Below are 17,974 nucleotides of genomic sequence, written 5' to 3'. Positions count from 1 at the left end.
GCCGTGAGCGAGACGTGCACACCGCGCCAGCGCGGAGCCAACGAAAAAGGCGGGGTCGCCCCCGCCTTTGTGAGTTCCTGCGTGCAGTGCTCAGCCGGCCTGCTGCGTCGCCGCCTGCAGCGCGCGCACCGGGCGCGGCCGGCTCGGGAAGGCATGGCGCAGGATCCGCCACACCACCTGGCCGAACTGTTTGGGCAGCGAGCCGGTGTTGTAGTGCTGGCCGTAGCGCGCGCAGATCTCGCGCACCTGCACCGCCAGCGCCGCGTAGCGGTTGGCCGGCACGTCCGGGAAGAAATGGTGCTCGATCTGGTGGCTGAGGTTGCCCGAGAGCACGTTCAGCAGCTTGCCGCCGGCCAGGTTGGACGAACCGCGCAGTTGCCGCAGGTACCAGTGCCCGCGCGACTCGTTCTTGATCGAGTCCTTGGGGAAGGTCTCGGCATCGGCGGTGAAGTGACCGCAGAAGATGATCACGAAGGTCCAGATGCTGCGCAGCACGTTGGCGGTCAGGTTGCCCAGCAGCACCGGCAGGAAGAACGGCCCGGCCAGCGCCGGAAACAGGATGTAGTCCTTGAAGATCTGCCGGCCCATCTTGCGCCCGACCGGCAGGAACGACCGCTTCAATTCGCCGCGCTTCATCTTGCCGGCCAGCCAGCGGCCCAGGCGCAGGTCCTGGATCGCCACGCCCCATTCGAACAGCAGCGCGAACACCACCGCGATGAACGGCTGCGCCAGGTAGAACGGACGCCAGCGCTGCTCGGGGAAGATGCGCAGCAGGCCGTAGCCGATGTCGTCGTCCAAGCCGCGCACGTTGGTGTAGGTGTGGTGCTTGAAGTTGTGCGTCTTGCGCCAGTTGTCGCCGGTGGCGACGATGTCCCACTCGTAGGTGTTGCCGTTCAGGTGCGCATCGCCCATCCAGTCGTACTGGCCGTGCATCACGTTGTGACCCAGCTCCATGTTCTCCAGGATCTTGGACAGGGTCAGCAGCAGCACGCCGGCGATCCACGCCGGCAGCAGCACGCTGTGCACGAAGGCGCCCAGGAACAGCAGCGCGCGGCCGGCCACGCCGGTGTAGCGCACCGCGGCGACGATGCGGCGGATGTAGCGCGCATCGCGCGCGCCGAGGTCGGCGAGCGTGCGCGTGCGCAGCGCATCCAGCTCGTCGCCGAAGGCCTGCAGTTCGGCCGGGGTGAGTGCGCGGTTGCGGGGGAGCGCCATGGGGAAATCCTTCAGAGGTCCAGGGTCAGGTCGCTGCTGGCGCTGTTGACGCACAGCTTCAGCGAACCGGGTTCGGCGGCGTGGGCGCCGCTGAGCAGATCGCGGGTGACGCCGGCCTGTTTGCCGCAGGCGCAGCTGTTGCAAATGCCCATGCGGCAGCCGTGCTTGGGCCGCAGGCCTTCGGCTTCCAATGCGGTGAGCAGCGACTGGCCGCGCGGCAGTTGCAGCACGCGGCCGCTGCGCGCCAGGGTCACCGCTACGGTGCCCTGCTCGACATCGGCCGGGGCCGGCGGCGCGCTGAACGCTTCGGCCTGGAAGCGCGCCACACGATGCTGCAGGCGCGCACGCGCGGACTGCACGAAGCCACCCGGGCCGCAGGCCAGCACCTGCGCCTGCTCCAGATTGCCCAGGGATTCCAGCGGCAGCATGTCCACGCGCGGCGCCGGCGTTTCGCCCTCGCCGGTGATGGCCAACTGCAGGCGGAAGCGCGGATGCGCCGCGGCCAACGCCTGCAGTTCCTCGCGGAAGCAGACCTGGTCGTGGCGCCGCGCCCAGTACAGCAGGTCGACGTCGGCCGGCATGCCGGCATCGGCCAGTTGCCGCAGCAAGGCGCGCATCGGGGTGATGCCGCTGCCGGCGGCCAGCAACAGCCAGCGGCCGTGCGGCGCGGTCGGCAGCACCATCTCGCCATAGGCCTGGCCGAGTTCGAACACTTCGCCGATACGCGCGGCGCCGGCCAGGTACTGGCTGACCCGGCCGCCGTCGACGGTCTTGACCGTGATCGCCAGGCGCCCGCCCGGCAACGGCGTGGGGCTGTAGCTGCGCAGCAGGCGGCGGCCGTCGATCTCCACGCCCAGTTCCACGTGCTGGCCGGCGCGCAGCCCGCGCCAGTGGCGGTTGGGCTGCAGCACCAGGGTCACCGCGTCGCGGCTGGCGGCCTCGCGCTGCACCAGGCGCGCGCGGGGACGCTGCCAGGTCCACAGCGGATGCAGCCGGGTGGACCAGAAATCGAACACGTCCGGCTTGACCCAGGCGCGCAAGGCGCGGGTAGCGGGGCGAAGCTTGGCGGGACGGCGGGCAGCGTTCATGGGGTCCACTATACAGGCGCAGATACAAATGTCTATACAGTTGTGCATTCCGCGGAGGCGGTATCATCCGCCATTGCCCGGCCCGGTCTGCCCATGACGACGCTCTCCCCTTCCCCGTCCGCGGACACGCCCGCCGCCCGCAAAGGCGCGATCTCGCGCGAAGACCTGCTGGCGGCGGCGCTGAAGCTGATCGGGCCGCACCGCAGCGTGTCCACGCTGAGCCTGCGCGAGGTCACCCGCGAGGCCGGCATCGCCCCCAACAGCTTCTATCGCCAGTTCCGCGACATGGACGAGCTGGCAGTGGCGCTGATCGACCTGGCCGGCAGCTCGCTGCGCACCATCATCGGCCAGGCCCGGCAGCGCGCCGCCGGCAACCGCCGCAGCATCATCCTCAGTTCCGTGGAGACTTTCATGGAACAGTTGCGCGCCGACGACAAGCTGCTGCACGTCCTGTTACGCGAGGGCACGGTCGGCTCTGATGCGTTCAAGCACGCGGTGGACCGCGAGCTGAACTATTTCGAGGACGAGCTGCGGGTGGACCTGATCCGCCTGGCCGCGCTGGAAGGCGCGCCGCTGCACGAGCCGGCGCTGGTGTCCAAGGCGATCACCCGGCTGGTGTTCGCGATGGGCGCCACCGCGATGGACCTGCCGCCGGAAAAGGACCCGGAACTGATCCGGCAGATCACCGCGATGCTGCGCATGATCATCGTCGGTTCGCGCACGCTCGCCGCGAGCTGAGTGCGCGGCGCGACAGCGCCTGCCGCCGCACAACGCCGCCCAGCGCGGGCCTGCGCCGACGTCGTGACATGCCGCCGACATGGCCTTGGCCCCGGCTTTACCTGCACCTGCCCACCCTCGTTGGACACTCCCCCAACGAGGTACGCACATGGCCGTTCCGAACTATCCCTCGCCGCCGTTCAAGGCGCAGCAGCAGTCCTTCCCCGGCAAGACCCAGGCCATGGATCCGAAACCGGATCACGGCGAAGACAGTTATGTCGGCCACGGCCTGTTGCAGGGCAAGCGCACCCTGATCACCGGCGGCGACAGCGGCATCGGCGCGGCGGTGGCGATCGCCTATGCGCGCGAAGGCGCCGACGTGGCCATCGCCTATCTGCCCGACGAGCAGGACGATGCCGAACGCATCGGCAAGCTGGTCGAGGACGCCGGTGCGCGCGCGCTGCTGCATCCTTGCGATATCAGCGACCGCGCGCAGGCCGAGACCTTGATCAAGACCGTGGCCGAGGCCTTCGGCGGCCTCGACGTGCTGGTGAACAATGCCGCCTACCAGCGCTATTTCCACAGTTTCGACGAGATCACCCTCGACGAGTGGGAAAAGACCTTCGCCACCAACGTGCACGCGCCGTTCCACCTGGTGCGGCTGGCGCTGCCGCACATGCCCGAAGGCGGTTCGATCATCAACACCGCCTCGGTGAATTCGAAGAAGCCCACGCCCAACATCCTGCCGTACTCGGCGACCAAGGGCGCGCTGGCCAACCTGACCATCGGCCTGGCCGGCCTGCTCGCCGAGAAGAAGATTCGGGTCAACGCGGTGCTGCCGGGGCCGATCTGGACGCCCTTCATTCCCGCCGGCATGGACGAGGAGTCGGTGCGGACCTTCGGCGAGCAGACCCCGTTCGGCCGCCCCGGGCAACCGGCGGAACTGGCCTCGGCCTATGTGCTGCTGGCCGCGGACACCTCGAGCTACACCTCGGGCACCTTGCTGACGATTTCGGGCGGAGCAGTGACGCTTTGAAAACGGGGCTACGGGGATCCCCGTAGCCCTGAAGCGCGCGGTGTTTGCACACCACTAGCGCGTTGGCACCGTGTCGCCTTCGCGCAGTCGACGGCGACGGCGACGCGGTGCAGTCCGGCGAATCCGACTGCAGCGCGTCGGGACTGAAGTCCCTCCCACAACAGGACCGACCTTTACCTCGGCTCACCACGCAAAGCGTCTCTACGGAAAGCATCTCTGTGCGAGGGACTTCAGTCCCGACTGCGCCCACTGGCGGCCACCCAATCCCGCTTGGAAGCGCGGTGATGTCGCCAGGACGTTCATCCGCAAGCGCGATGCATGTCCTCCTCTGATCCTGTGCACGTTCCCTCACGCCGCATCTCGCATGGCACTCACCCTGCGCTGCAACCGCTCTAACGGCGGCAGGTCTAGCGTGGTCGTACAGGGGAAAAACACAGGGACGCGCGACGCGGTGCACCGCGCGTCGCCACAACATCTGGAGCGATATCCATGACCCGAAGCAACACCGAACGCTTGTTGAAGTGGCTGCAGGACGCCTATGCGATGGAGCAGGAAGCCAACACCATGCTCACCGCGACGGCTGCCCGCCTGGAGCACTACCCACAACTGAAGGCGCGCATCGAGCAGCATGTCAACGAAACCCGTGATCAGTCCGAACAGGTCAAGCGCTGCATCGAGATCCTGGACGGCTCGATCCCGACGATCAAGGGCACGGTGGCCAGCGTGATGGCGTCGGTGCACGCCGCCGGCAACGCGATGATGAGCGACGAAGTGATCAAGAGCCTGGGCGTGAGCTATGCCTTCGAGCACGTGGAGATCGCCAGCTATCGCGCGCTGGTCATCGCCGCCAAGGAAGCCGGGCAGACCGAGATCGCCGATCTCTGCGCCGCCATCCTCGACCAGGAAATCGCCATGGCCGAATGGCTGATCGAACACCAGGAAGCCACGGTCCTGGCGTTCCTGCAGCGCGAGCGCACCGAAGGCGAAACCGCCAAGCATTGAGCACCGTCGTATGCGGCACCACGCGTACGCATTCCTCGCAGCACCGTTCCCTTACTACCGGAGACTCCCAATGGCGATCAAGACCATCGACGAACTGTTCATCCACGAGCTGTCTGACATCTACAGCGCCGAGAAGCAGTTGACCAAGGCATTGCCGCGGCTGGCGCGCGCCGCCACCAACCCCGCGCTGCGCGCCGCGTTCGAAGCGCACCTGGAAGAAACCCAGGGCCAGATCGAACGCATCGACCAGATCGTCGAGAAAGGCAATCTGCACCTGAAGCGGATCAAGTGCGCCGCCATGGAGGGCCTGGTGGAAGAAGGCAAGGAAGTGATCGAGTCGATCGAAGCCGGCCCGGTGCGCGATGCCGCGCTGATCGGTGGCGCGCAGAAGGTCGAGCATTACGAGATCGCGTCTTACGGCACCCTCGCCGCCATGGCCAAGCAATTGGGCATGGACGATGCGCTGACCCTGTTGCTGGAAACGCTCGACGAAGAGAAGTCCACCGACGAGAAGCTGACCCTGCTCGCCGAACAGGGCGGCAACGAAGAAGCATCGCGCAAGCGCAAGGCGGCCTGACCGCCCCTGCCGCGGCTCGCGACAGCGGGCCGCGGCGTCCCAGACGCCTATCCCCCATGCGCGGCCGCCGGTCGCGCCATTGCGTCGTTGTGACGTGCGGGCGGCACTCCAGGAGAAATTCATGTTCATGCACAACAAACGGCTGATGTACACGGTGCGCGTCGCGCGTCCGGATCCGGCGCTGGCCTCGCTGATGCTGGAGCAATTCGGCGGCCCGCAGGGCGAGCTCGCCGCAGCGATGCGCTACTTCACCCAGGCCATCGGCGAGGTCGATCCCGGCCGCAAGGATCTGCTGTACGACATCGCCACCGAGGAACTCAGCCACTTGGAAATCATCGGCTCGATCATCGCGATGCTCAACCAGGGCCCGAAGGCGGTGCTGTCCGAAGGCATGGCCGAGGCCGAGGAGATGCGCAACCTCACCCTCAACAACACCACCAGCCAGACCCAGCAGATCCTTTACGGCGGTGGCCCGGCCCTGGTCAACTCCAGCGGCGTGCCGTGGAGTGCGGCCTACGTCGACAGCATTGGTGAACCGACGGCCGATCTGCGCTCGAACATCGCCGCCGAGGCCCGCGCCAAGATCGTGTACGAGCGTCTGATCAACGTCACCGACGATCCCGGCATCGTCGATGCGCTGACCTTCCTGATGACCCGCGAAGTGGCGCACCAGAAATCCTTCGAGAAGGCGCTGTACGCGATCGAGCCGAACTTCCCGCCGGGCAAGTTGCCGGGCGATCCCGCCTTCACCGACCGCTATTACGACATGTCGCAGGGCGACGGCGACATGCACGGGCCGTGGAATAGCGGCAGTCAGTGGGAGGCGATCGCCGACCGCAACCGCCAGGTGGCGGTAGACGGTGGCAGCGGCGTCCCCAGCGTCGGGCTGAGCGCGTTGGAACAGAGTGCAGTGCAGGCACTGGCCGCGCGCACGCTGTCGCAACCGGACAGCGACCCGACCACCGGTGCCGACCTGGGCGCCGGCCCGGGCGCCGGTTCGACCAAGGGCAGCGTGGCGCGCTAACGCTTCATTGCGGGTTCCATCGCAACCATGCCGCGATGCGCAATGATCGCGGCGTTCGCATCTCTGGATCCATGACCGCGGTCAACACCGTCCGCCGCGCTGCAATCAATCGCCGGTTTGCCGGTGCGGCGCATGCACCGGCTTGGATTGCGGGGAGTCCTTCTGCCGCAGCCAGATGGTCAACACCACCAGCGCGAACACCGCCAGGAACTCGCTCTGCCAGTTCTGCATCGATTCGAACCAGAACTGCGCACCGCTGACATGCTCCCAGAAGGACGGCGGCGGCCGATGCTGCATCGCCTGCTCGGCCACCTCGTGGCGCCAGCTACCCAGCGCATGCAGCACGAAGCTGAGCAGGAACAGCGTGCCGAACGCCAGCGCCAGCGAACGCTCGTACAGCGCCAGCCAGATGCCGCCGGCACGCACCGGCCAGGGCGCCGGCCCGGGCGCGACGGCGTCGTCTTCCTGGGCGGGCGCCAGCGGCCGCGACTCGGCCGAGCCCCACTGGCGCAGCTTCACCGTCAGCACCACGTACATGCCCATCTGCAGGAACTCGCTCTCCCAGTTCTCGAACAGTGCGCCGATGAAGTGGCCGCTGTGCAGGTACTGCCACATCGGCAATGCGGCCAGCCCCTGCTGGCGCAGTTCCTCGTTGTAGGCCTGGTGACCGCTGAGCGCCTGGCCGGCCATGAACAGCAGGCTCAGCGCCAGCAGCACGATCGACAGACCGTTGCGTTTCCAGAACATGGAATCGATTCTCCTCCACGCGCCGCGATGCCGGCGGGCCGTCGCTGCGACCATAGGCAGCGACGGGCAAAGAGTGGATGAAGAAGCTGGGCCGATACGCCTCGGGGGCCAGGCGATGCCCTCCCCCCGCAGGAGCGGCTTCGGCCGCGACCGAATGCGCGGGAACGCCCATCGCGGCTGGAGCCGTTCCCACAACAACGCGTCGGCCAGCGGAGGCGACATCGGTCTCGCCAATACCTTGCGCTGTCCCGACGCGGTCCCGTTCCAAGCGGTCGCCAGCCTGAGCGAGATGCAGCATGTCATCGCGCGTTCGCCAGCACCCTGGAATGCGATGTGGGAGCGACGTCGGTCGCGACGAAGCCTTCCCTGGAAAGCCCGTCGCGACTGCAGCCGCTCCCACAAAGACCAGACGAACACGGCGTGGCGGCGAATGCCACCACGCCGCACTGGCTCAGAACTCTTCCCACTCCGCGCTGTTGGCCGGCACGCCCTCGATCGGGCGCGGCTTGACCGCCGGTTGCCGCACCGGAGCCGCCGGCTTGGGCTTGCCGGCAGCAGCCACTGCACGCACCGCCGGCCTGGCCGGCTGCGGCTTTGTCGCACGGGCCGGTGCCGCGCTGACGACGGCACCGCCGGCGAGGCGGAACACCGCCACCGCGCGCGCCAGCTCCGCCGCCTGGTCTTCCATGCTCTTGGCCGCCGCGCTGGCCTCTTCCACCAGCGCCGCATTCTGCTGGGTGCTCTCGTCCAGCTGCATCACCGTCTTGCTGACCTGGTCGATGCCCGCGCTCTGTTCGGCGCTGGCCGCGGAGATCTCGGCCATGATGTCGGTGACCCGCTTCACCGAGGCCACCACGTCGGCCATGGTGGTCCCGGCACGGCCGACCAGGGTCGAGCCCTGCTCCACTTCCTGCACCGAGTCGGAGATCAGGGTCTTGATCTCCTTGGCCGCGGCCGCCGAGCGCTGCGCCAGCGAGCGCACTTCCGAGGCCACCACCGCGAAGCCGCGGCCCTGTTCGCCGGCACGCGCCGCTTCCACCGCGGCGTTGAGCGCCAGGATGTTGGTCTGGAACGCGATGCCGTCAATCACGCCGATGATGTCGGCGATACGCGCCGACGCGGCGCTGATCGAGGCCATGGTCGCCACCACCTCCTCGACCGCGCGGCCGCCGTGCTCGGCCACCTCGCCGGTGCTCAGCACCAGCTGGTTGGCCTGGCGCGCGCTGTCGGCGTTCTGCTTGACCGTGGAGGTCAGTTCCTCCATCGAGGCGGCGGTCTCTTCCAGGCTGGCGGCCTGCTGCTCGGTGCGCACCGACAGGTCGCTGTTGCCGCTGGCGATCTCGCTGGCGGCGGTGTTGATCGAGCCGACCGCGCGCTGGATGCCCTGCACGATGCCGGTCAATTGCTCGGCGGTGCGGTTGGCGGCGTCGGCGAGCTTGCCGAACGCGCCTTCGTAGCGCACGTCCACGCGCTGCGACAGATCGCCATCGGCGATCGCGCCCATGATCCGGCCGACGTCGGCCAGGCCGCTGTCGGCCTGGCGCATCAGCCGGTTCAGCGCTTCCACCATTTCCTTGAACGCGAACTGGTAGCGCGCCTCGTCGCCGCGCGCGCTGAAGTCGCCACGCGCGGCCGCATCGGCCAGGCGCGCGATGTCGCCGTTGACTGCCGACAGGTTGGCCTTGACTACGTCCAGCGCCTCGTGCAGCGCGGCGCGCTGCCCGGGCAGCCGGCGCATGTCGCGGCGCAGGTCGCCGCGGCCGTACTCGTCCATGATCGCCATCGCCTCGACGATCGCGTCCAGATGCTCGAACAGCGCCATGTTCATGCCATGCGCCAGCGTGCCGTAGTCGCCCGGGAAGTCCTCCGGCATGCGGTGGCTGATGTCCTCGCCCTGCTGCAGCCGCACCAGGGTCTGCATCTCGCCGTTGAAGCGCTGCAGCTGGGTCTGCATCTGCTGCATGCTGGCCATCAGCTGCCCGGTCTCGTCGCGCGACTCCACCTTGATCGGATTGTCGAAGCGACCGGAGGCGATCGCCTCGGCGGTCCGCGTGGCGCCGCGCAGCGGCACGACGATGGCGCCGGCGATCAGCCAGCACAGGCCGACCACCAGCACCACCAGCGCCGCGCCGATCATCGCGAGGACCTTGGTGAAGCCCAACGCCTCGGCCTGGATGTCCTCGGCGTACACGCCCATCACCAGCACCCAGTTCCATTGCGGGTACAGCGCACCGTAGCTGATCTTCGGCAGTTGCTCTTTCTTTCCGGGTTTGGGGCCGGTGTAGTAGCTGAAGCCGTCGCCGCTGCGCACCGCGGCCTGGATGTCGCGGTAGACGTACTCGCCGGCATCGCTCTTGTAGTCGCTCATGTCGGTGCCGACCTTGCGCTTGGGATGCATGACGATGCGCATCTGCGGGTCGACGATGAAAAAGTAGTCCACGCCGCCATTGGTCTTCATGTCGGCGAGCGCGCCCTTGGCCGCCGCCTGCGCTTGCGCCTCGGTCATCTCGCCGCGCTTGGCCAGGTCGGCGTAGTGCTGCATCACGCTCAGGCCCATGTCGACCTGGGTCTTCACTGTCTGCTTGCGCGCGGCGATCAGGTCCAGATACTGCAGGCGCGCGGCGGCGACCGCCAGCAAGATCACACCCATGGCGATCAACACACACAGCACGACGAACTTGCGTGCCATGGGCAGATTGGCGATACGACGGCGCAGGAATTGGATGGGGTTCATGGCGTAGGAAGGCAGAGAAACGGAACCATCTATCGGCCAGCGCGCGTGCGAACTTGAACCGCGAGAGGGGCGCTGAATGAAACGCACACCACAGTTCCAGACGCGAGGCGGTTGTGGTCAGACCAATGCGGCATCCATCGGCGCGCTGGCGGGCGACGCGCCAGCGCCTTGCGGCTCCCATACCAGGCGATGGAAATCGAAGCCCTGCTGCAGCCGCGGCTTGACCACGTTGAAGTACGGCGAGACATCGAAGTCGCGCGGCAACGTCAGGCTGTGATGGCGCGGATGCAGGATCTCCGCATCCTCCGCGGCGTCGGCCCCGACCGGCGACGTCCGGTCGATCTCCGGCAGGATCGGATAGCGGATCGCACCGAAGGCCTGCGCGAGCAGGGTCGAACAGATCGCCCGGGTCGGTTCGCCACTGCCCAACTCCAGGAAACGGCGCTTCACCGACGACGGCAGCGGCGGCGTGCGGATCAGGTAGCGCGCCAGATCGAAGATGTTCTTCAGGTCGTAGCTGTTGCCGACCCGCGCGACCATGTAATCCACCACGGTCTCGATCTCCTGCGCGCTCAACCCGACCGGGCGGCAGATGCGCGTGTGCAGGCCGGCGAACTCGCTCAGTCCGACCAAGCGCACACCGACATTGATATCGGCATCGCAGAACAGCGGCGCTTCCTCGCCCGGAGATGCGGCCACGTGGTCGCCGATGTACAGCGCCGCGTGCGACCAGGTGGACTGGCTCAGATACTTGATGGCGGTGGAGAAGCGGCTGTTGCCCTCCACCAGCAGCACATCGCCCTTGCGCAGGGTGGCGTGCAGCAGTTGCGGCGGACTGGTCGGCAGCTGCGAGCCGTGGCGGCGCGGCGTGGACAGGAACTTGGCCAGATGGCGGCCCAGCAGGCGTGGCAAGGACAGCATGCGCGTTCCCCGAGGGACGGCCGCTTCGGCGAAACGGCTTCGCTATCGGCAATGGCGGCCATGCCTGGACATTCTTGAGCCGGCCAGGCCGGCCGCAACCGTACGGGCCGACGGACTGGCGCCGCGTCCGCAGTGCCGCGGCCGTTACCGACTCCACGCGGTCATGGCCGCCGCACGACCGTCAGTTCGATCATCCCGGCCGAGTTTCGATTCAGATAGATCACGTAGCTGCGGTTGCCGGCCGCGCGCACCACTAGGCTGTCGCCGGGCGCGAGCCCGGCTTTGTCGACCGCGGCGCCGCCACGCGGCGTCGCACGCAGATGCGCAGTGGCGCCGTCGGTAGCGCGGGTCAGATTGGACACGGTCAAGGCACCGTCCCAGAGCGCGCGGCTTTCGCCCTGCAGCAACGTCATGAGCGCCGGGGACGCGGCCGCCTCCCGCTTGCAGGCCGCAGCCTTGGCCTCGGCCAACTGCCGCTGCAGCGGCTTGACCTCCACGTACTGCACGAAGCCGTAGGTCGCGCCGATCACCACCAGCACCGCCGACACCTCGGCGGCGGTGCGTTTGAACGAGAGTCCTTGCCACCATCTCTGCGCCGGCGGGGGTGGCGTCTGTCGGGTCGTTCGGGCCATGCATCACGGTATCGACGCTGCCGCGCCGGTGTCTGCCAGCACGGCTGACATCGCCGCGCATGGCCGCGTTCGTCTACCTGGCGCGACAGAAGCGCTGCGGGCCTGGCGCGACAGGGCGCCGTGCCTGTGCAACCAGCGCTGGCGGCCGCGACACCGCCACGCGATCCCACCCAGCGCGGGGGAACCCCCAGGCGCAACTGCCCGCTGAACGAAGCCCGTCAGGCCGGCGTGCGGTTCGTAAATGTACAGCCGGACATTTTTATCGTCGCCCGCATGACGACGACCACGCCCCACCGCCCTCGCCCACGCGGCCGCCCGACCAGGGACCAACCCGACGGCCGCCAGGCGCTGCTGTCGGCCGCGTCCGCCGCCTTTGCCCGGTACGGGTTCGACGGCGCCGACATCCGCACCATCGCGGCCGCCGCGGGGGTGAGCCCGAACCTGGTGCGCGTGCGTTTCGGCAGCAAGGCCGCCCTGTGGGACGCCTGCGTGGACCAGTTCGCGCAGGCCCTGCGGCCGCGGCTTGCGGCGATGGCACAGCTGACCGCCGACCGTGCACGCGCGCTGCCGGCGCGGCTGGCGGACGCGATCCTGCTCATGGCCACCTTCTACGAGACCCATCCGGCGGTGCGCGACTTCGTCGCGCGGGTGGTGTCCGAACGCCCCGAGCGCGCCGCCGTGGTCACCGAGCAGCTGCTGCGCCCGGCCTACGCCGCCGGCCATGCGCTGATCCTCGCCGGGATCCAGGCCGGCATCGTGAAAGCGACGCATCCGGCGCTGTTCTTCGTCCTGCTGAACAGCATGCTGAGCCAGCCACCGGAGTTCCCGCAGCTGCTGGCGCGGCTGGCCCCGGAGATCGGCGCCGGCGAGGCGCGGGCGCGGCTGGTCGAGACCGTGCTCGCCACGTTGCTGCATCCCCCACATCCCGGCATCGGTTCCGCACCGATCGCCCCGCCGCATGCTCTCCAGGAAGGCACCCCATGACGCAGGCCATCCCGCAACCGCGCTCTTTGCCGCTGCTCGGCAATTTCCACCATCTCGATGCGGATGCACCGGTGCAGAGCCTGATGCGGCTGGCCAAGGTGCATGGCCCGATCTTTCGCTTGCACAGCGGCCCGCTGTCGCTGACGGTGCTGAGCGGGCAGGCGCTGGTGGACGAGGTGTGCGACGAAACCCGCTTCGCGAAGAAGCTGCATAGACCGCTGCAGGCCTTGCGCGACCTCGGCGGCGACGGTCTGTTCACCGCCTACAACGACGAACCCAATTGGGCCAAGGCGCACCGGCTGCTGATGCCCGCGTTCGGTCCGATCGGCGTGCGCGCGATGTTCGGGCGCATGGAGGACATCGCCGAGCAGATGCTGCAGCGCTGGGAGCGGTTCGGCCCGGACGCGGTGATCGACGTGGCCGACAACATGACCCGGCTGACCCTCGACACGATCGCGCTGTGCGCGTTCGACTACCGCTTCAACAGCTTCTACCAGAACGAGATGCACCCCTTCGTCGCGGCGATGGTGGGCGCCTTGGCCGAAGCCGGCGCACGCGCGCGCCGGCCAGACCTGGCCAATCGCCTGCTGGCGCCCGGCCGGCGCCGCTACGAGGCCGACCTGGCGATGATCCGCGGCGTCGCCGAGACCTTGATCGCCGAGCGCAGGGCCGACCCCGCCGCGGCCTCGCGCGAGGACCTGCTCAACCTGATGCTGTACGGACGTGACCAGGCAAGCGGCGAAGCCCTCTCGGACGAGAACATCCGTTACCAGCTGGTGACCTTGCTGATCGCCGGCCACGAGACGACCAGCGGCCTGCTGTCGTTCGCGTTGTATCTGCTGCTGCGCCATCCAGCGGCGATGGCGCACGCGCGCCAGGCGGTGGACGCGGCGCTGGGCACGCAGCCGCCGCAGGTCGAGGACCTGGCCAAGCTGCGCTACATCGAACAGGTCCTGCAGGAAACCCTGCGGCTGTGGCCGACCGCACCGGCGTTCGCGGTCGCCGCGCGCGCCGCGACCACGCTGGCCGGCCGCTATGCGGTGACGCCGCAGGACACGCTACTCGTGCTGATTCCCACCCTGCATCGGGATCCGGCGGTGTGGGACGAACCGGAAGCGTTTCGCCCCGAGCGCTTCGCGCCCGATGCGGCCGAACGGCTCCCGCCCAATGCCTGGAAACCGTTCGGCAACGGCGCGCGCGCCTGCATCGGACGCGGCTTCGCGATGCAGGAAGCGCAGCTGGTGCTGACGATGATCCTGCAACGTTTCGACCTGGACCTGGTCGATCCGGACTACCCACTCAAGGTCGCGGAAACCCTGACCCTGAAGCCGGACGGCTTGCGCATCCGCGCGCGCCGCCGCACCGACGTCGCCGTGCGCGCGCGCAGCGTGCTGCCGACGGCGCCGCAGAAACCCCTGGCACCGGCGGCGACGCCGGTCCCGGCCGGCACCGCGCCGGGCACGCCGCTGCTGGTGCTGTACGGCGGCAATGCCGGCTCGTGCGAAGCGTTCGCGCAGCGCATCGGCGGCGATGCGGGCACGCAGGGGTACGCACCGGTGGTCGCACCGCTGGACGCGCATGTCGGCCGCCTGCCGCGCGACGGCGCGGTGGTCGTGGTCACCGCCTCCTACGAAGGCCAGCCGCCGGACAACGCGCGCCGCTTCGTGGACTGGGTCGACACCCTGGCCGCCGACGAACTGACCGGCGTGCGCTATGCCGTGTTCGGATCCGGCAACCGGCAATGGGCGCGCACCTACCAGGCGATTCCGAAACGGGTCGATGCCGCGCTGGAGGCGGCGGGTGCCACGCGCTTCAAAGCGCGTGGCGAAACCGACGCCGGCGGCGATTTCTTCGGCGGTTTCGATGCCTGGTACGCGGAACTGTGGGCGGAGCTGGGCCAGGCGCTGGGAAAGGCGTCGCTGGAACAGACGGCGCATACGCTGGAGGTGGACATCGTTCCCTCCGCACGGCTCGGCGCGTTGCGGCTGACCGAACTCGACCAGGGGCGCATCGTCGCCAATCGCGAACTGGTCGACATGTCCGCCGCGTTCGCGCGCTCCAAGCGCCACATCGAGATCGCCTTGCCCGACGGCATGCGCTACCGCACCGGCGACTATCTCGCGGTGTTGCCGCGCAACCCCACAGCGCAGGTCGAGCGCGCGCTGCGGCGCTTCGGTCTCGCCAGCGACACCCAGGTCGTCATCGGCAAGCGCCCGGGCGCCGTGTCCGCCCTGCCCAGCGGCTATCCGGTCCCGCTGGCGCAGGTGCTCAGCGACTACGTGGAACTGGCGCAACCGGCTACGCGCGCGCAGGTCGCACAGCTGGCGGCCGCCACGCGCTGCCCGCCCGAACGCGAGGCGCTGGAAACGCTCGCCACCGAGCCGGCCTATACGGACGAGGTACTGGCCAAGAAGACCAGCCTGCTCGATCTGCTGGAACGCTTCCCCGCCTGCGAGCTGGCACTGGGCGCCTTCCTCGGCGCGCTGCCGGCCATGCGCGCGCGGCAATACTCCATTTCCTCCTCGCCGCTGCGCGACCCGGCGCAGTGTTCGTTGACCGTCGCCGTGCTCGACGCCCCGGCGCTCTCGGGCATGGGGCGCCGCCGCGGCGTGGCCTCCAGCTACCTGGCCGGCCTGGACGCAGGCGCACTGGTGTCGGTCGCGGTGCGGCCGTCGCAGGCGAGCTTCCATCCACCGGACGATCCGGCCACGCCGATCATCCTGGTCTGTGCCGGCAGCGGCATCGCGCCGTTCCATGGCTTCCTGCAGGAGCGCGCGATCCAGAAGGCAGGCGGCCGCGACGTCGGCGAGGCCCTGTTGTTCTTCGGCATCGACCATCCCGAGGTCGACTACCTGTACAAGGACGAACTGCGACGCTGGCAGGACATGGGCGTGGTCGATGTGCGCCTGGCCTGTTCGCAGGCGCCGCAGGACGGCGTGGCCTATGTCCAGCACCGCATGTGGCAGGACCGCGCGCGCGTGTCGGCGCTGTTCCAGCAAGGCGCCACCGTGTACGTCTGCGGCGACGGCGAACACATGGCGCCGGCGGTGCGCGACACCTTCGTGCGCATCTATCGCGACAGCATGGGCGTCAGCGCCGACGCGGCCAACGCCTGGGCCGACCGGATGGAACGCGAACACGGCCGCTACGTGGCGGACATCTTCTCGTGACGGCGAGGCGGCCTGACCGCATCGGGACGCTGCGCGACCCGCGTCGCCGTGCGATGCGCAGCCGCGGGCCGCGCCCTTAGAATCCCCCTTCGCAGATCCGTGTCGGCAGCGTTCGCCTCGCACGGCGTCAGGCGCGCATCCGCGCCTGCGCCGCTGGCGCGTCACCGGCTCCTTCCATCCCCTTGCATCGCCTGGACCGCGCCTCAATGGCCAACCCCTACTATCGTGGCCCCGTCAGCGACCATTTCGACGGTGTGCGCTTCTTCAACCCCGGCCAGCCCACCATCGACAACGCGCTGAGCAAGGTGCTGCGCTGGAAAGCCGAAATGGGCGCCGTGCGCTGGCCTACGCAGGTCCCGGTGACACCCGCCGTGCCCGCGCAGCGGCACGACGGCCTGCGCATCACCATGGTCGGCCACGCCACGCTGCTGATCCAGGCCGCCGGCCTCAACCTGCTCACCGACCCGGTGTGGTCGCAGCGGGCCAGCCCCTCGCAGATCGCCGGGCCCAAGCGGGTGACCGCACCGGGCATCCGCTTCGCGGACCTGCCTCCCATCGATGCGGTCCTGCTGAGCCACAACCACTACGACCACTTCGACCTGGCGACCTTGCGCAGGCTGCACGATGCGCACCAGCCCCTGTTCGTGATGCCGCTAGGCAACGACGCCCTGTTGCGCAAGCGCGTTCCCGATGCGCGCATCGCGACCGGCGACTGGCACGACCGGCTGCCGATCGGCGACGCCGCGACGGCGACGCTGACCCGCGCCAACCACTGGTCCAGCCGCGGCATCGCCGATCGCAGGATGGCGCTGTGGTCCGGTTTCTTCATCGAGACCGCGCGGGGATCGGTGTGGTTCGCGGGGGACACCGGCTATGGCGATGGCGCCATCTTCCGCGAGATCCGCGCACGGCACGGCGCGCCCGACGTGGCGTTGATCCCGATCGGCGCCTACGCGCCGCGCTGGTTCATGGCACCGCAGCACATCGACCCCGCCGAAGCGGTGCGGATCTTCCAGGACACCGGCGCGCGGCGCGCGCTCGGGATCCACTGGGGCACCTTCCAGCTTACCGACGAAGGCCGTGAGGCGCCGCGCGAGGCGCTGGCCGCCGCCCTGCACCTGGCAGGTGTCGCCGCCGCCGACTTCGTCGCCGCCGAGCCCGGGCAGGCCTTCGACTTCGCCGATCCCGCGCCATAGCGTCAGGGCATGCTGGCGACGATGGACGAGCAGCGCTCGGGCGCTATTGCCTACAGGTAATCCGTAGGAGCGGCTTCGGCCGCGACAGGCTTTCCCGGTAACGCCCGTCGCGGCTGAAGCCGCTCCTACGCGATGCGCCCCGTCGTTAGCAAAGAGGCCCCCACGAGGAGACGAACCGCCACGCGTGCGCGCTTCGTCGCGGCAAAGCAGCGTGCACGCAGGCGCAGACCGCTACACTCGCGCTCCCCGCCCACCAGGACACCGCCATGCGCGACCTCAGCCCCCTGCCTTCCATCGCCCTGGGCCGCTACCGCCACTTCAAGGGCGGCGAATACGAGGTGCTGGGCGTGGTCCGCAGCAGCGAGACGCTGGAGCCGCTGGTGCTGTACCGGCCGCTGTACGGCGCAGGCGAACTATGGGTGCGGCCGTACCCGATGTTCGTCGAGCCAGTGCAGGTCGACGGCGTGTCGCGCCCGCGCTTCGCGCCGCTGGATGCCGTCTCCTGAGACCTTGTCAGGCCGCAGCCATGGGCGCCGTCCCTAGCGCTTGGCGGCGGTGTCCACATCGCTCTTGGTGGCGGCGTGGTCCTGCGCCGGGCGGTTGCGGTTCTTCTTGGCGCGGGTCACCAGGTACAGCATCGCGGCGATGAGCAGGATGAACAGCCCGGCAACCCAGGGCATCAGCGTGGTGTCCATTCGACACTCCAGTTCGGTTGTGCAGTGGCTACCAGAACACAGGCGCGGTGAAGGTCTTGGCTAGCGCGCCTCGCGCCGCGATCGCCTGCGCACGCATCACACGCGCGTCACGACCTGTGCCGCCGGCGAACAGGCACCATGCTCGCCGCGGCAACGAGCGCTGGCGCCGTCGATCGCGCGTCACCTAGGCGCAGCACCCAAGCACTGCGCCCTCGACGTGCCGCAGGCGTGCACTG

The 17,974-nt window shown here is 68.9% G+C and carries 16 protein-coding genes; 9 read left to right on the top strand and 7 right to left on the bottom strand.

What is annotated here, in order from left to right:
• Window positions 1–90: 90 nt before the first annotated feature.
• Window positions 91–1,215, bottom strand: a complete 1,125-nt coding sequence (locus AC1PME_RS03625; protein ID WP_481097332.1) for a fatty acid desaturase family protein — start codon at window positions 1,213–1,215, stop codon at window positions 91–93.
• Window positions 1,216–1,226: 11 nt separating this feature from the next.
• Window positions 1,227–2,303: a ferredoxin reductase gene (locus AC1PME_RS03620; protein WP_481097331.1), complete on the bottom strand. Its 1,077-nt coding sequence runs from the start codon at window positions 2,301–2,303 to the stop codon at window positions 1,227–1,229.
• Between the two features lie 93 nt (window positions 2,304–2,396).
• Here AC1PME_RS03620 and fabR point away from each other — a divergent pair, with 93 nt between their 5' ends.
• From fabR to AC1PME_RS03595, 5 genes are all read left to right on the top strand, one after another.
• The gene (gene fabR / locus AC1PME_RS03615; protein ID WP_307548506.1) at window positions 2,397–3,041 is read left to right on the top strand and encodes an HTH-type transcriptional repressor FabR; all 645 of its coding nucleotides are present in this window, start codon (window positions 2,397–2,399) and stop codon (window positions 3,039–3,041) included.
• A gap of 148 nt (window positions 3,042–3,189) precedes the next feature.
• Complete coding sequence (locus AC1PME_RS03610) at window positions 3,190–4,056, top strand: SDR family oxidoreductase (RefSeq protein WP_481097330.1); 867 nt, start codon at window positions 3,190–3,192, stop codon at window positions 4,054–4,056.
• Window positions 4,057–4,545: 489 nt separating this feature from the next.
• Window positions 4,546–5,058 carry a ferritin-like domain-containing protein gene (locus AC1PME_RS03605; protein WP_481097329.1) on the top strand — a complete coding sequence of 171 codons (513 nt, stop codon included), beginning with the start codon at window positions 4,546–4,548 and terminating at the stop codon, window positions 5,056–5,058.
• A gap of 70 nt (window positions 5,059–5,128) precedes the next feature.
• On the top strand, window positions 5,129–5,635 hold the full coding sequence (locus tag AC1PME_RS03600; protein ID WP_481097328.1) for a YciE/YciF ferroxidase family protein: 507 nt from the start codon (window positions 5,129–5,131) through the stop codon (window positions 5,633–5,635).
• A gap of 121 nt (window positions 5,636–5,756) precedes the next feature.
• Window positions 5,757–6,659, top strand: a complete 903-nt coding sequence (locus AC1PME_RS03595; RefSeq protein ID WP_481097327.1) for a manganese catalase family protein — start codon at window positions 5,757–5,759, stop codon at window positions 6,657–6,659.
• A gap of 105 nt (window positions 6,660–6,764) precedes the next feature.
• Here the strand turns inward: AC1PME_RS03595 and AC1PME_RS03590 are convergent, their stop codons facing one another.
• From AC1PME_RS03590 to AC1PME_RS03575, 4 genes are all read right to left on the bottom strand, one after another.
• Window positions 6,765–7,406 (bottom strand): DUF6766 family protein, encoded by a 642-nt coding sequence (locus AC1PME_RS03590; RefSeq protein ID WP_307548499.1) that lies wholly within the window; start codon window positions 7,404–7,406, stop codon window positions 6,765–6,767.
• Between the two features lie 451 nt (window positions 7,407–7,857).
• Complete coding sequence (locus AC1PME_RS03585; RefSeq protein ID WP_481098063.1) at window positions 7,858–10,122, bottom strand: methyl-accepting chemotaxis protein; 2,265 nt, start codon at window positions 10,120–10,122, stop codon at window positions 7,858–7,860.
• Between the two features lie 135 nt (window positions 10,123–10,257).
• Complete coding sequence (locus tag AC1PME_RS03580; RefSeq protein WP_481097326.1) at window positions 10,258–11,061, bottom strand: YiiX/YebB-like N1pC/P60 family cysteine hydrolase; 804 nt, start codon at window positions 11,059–11,061, stop codon at window positions 10,258–10,260.
• Between the two features lie 161 nt (window positions 11,062–11,222).
• Window positions 11,223–11,600, bottom strand: a complete 378-nt coding sequence (locus tag AC1PME_RS03575; protein WP_254460320.1) for a hypothetical protein — start codon at window positions 11,598–11,600, stop codon at window positions 11,223–11,225.
• A gap of 366 nt (window positions 11,601–11,966) precedes the next feature.
• On the opposite strand from AC1PME_RS03575, the gene AC1PME_RS03570 reads away from it, so the two are divergent.
• The 4 genes from AC1PME_RS03570 to AC1PME_RS03555 all read left to right on the top strand — a co-directional run bounded on the left by AC1PME_RS03570 (window position 11,967) and on the right by AC1PME_RS03555 (window position 17,549).
• Window positions 11,967–12,677 carry a TetR/AcrR family transcriptional regulator gene (locus AC1PME_RS03570; protein ID WP_481097325.1) on the top strand — a complete coding sequence of 237 codons (711 nt, stop codon included), beginning with the start codon at window positions 11,967–11,969 and terminating at the stop codon, window positions 12,675–12,677.
• Window positions 12,674–15,847, top strand: coding sequence for a bifunctional cytochrome P450/NADPH--P450 reductase (locus AC1PME_RS03565; protein ID WP_481097324.1), 3,174 nt, complete (start codon window positions 12,674–12,676; stop codon window positions 15,845–15,847). Before AC1PME_RS03570 ends, AC1PME_RS03565 begins: the two co-directional genes overlap by 4 nt.
• 206 nt (window positions 15,848–16,053) lie before the next feature.
• Entirely contained in the window at window positions 16,054–17,043 is a 990-nt protein-coding gene (locus AC1PME_RS03560; protein ID WP_481097323.1) for an MBL fold metallo-hydrolase, read from the top strand.
• A gap of 266 nt (window positions 17,044–17,309) precedes the next feature.
• Entirely contained in the window at window positions 17,310–17,549 is a 240-nt protein-coding gene (locus AC1PME_RS03555; RefSeq protein ID WP_481097322.1) for a DUF1653 domain-containing protein, read from the top strand.
• A 33-nt stretch (window positions 17,550–17,582) separates the two neighbouring features.
• Here the strand turns inward: AC1PME_RS03555 and AC1PME_RS03550 are convergent, their stop codons facing one another.
• Complete coding sequence (locus tag AC1PME_RS03550) at window positions 17,583–17,738, bottom strand: hypothetical protein (RefSeq protein ID WP_254460315.1); 156 nt, start codon at window positions 17,736–17,738, stop codon at window positions 17,583–17,585.
• Window positions 17,739–17,974 lie beyond the last annotated feature (236 nt).

Source organism: Xanthomonas sp. NCPPB 901 (assembly GCF_056725085.1).
This window is presented reverse-complemented; position numbering and strand designations above follow the sequence as displayed.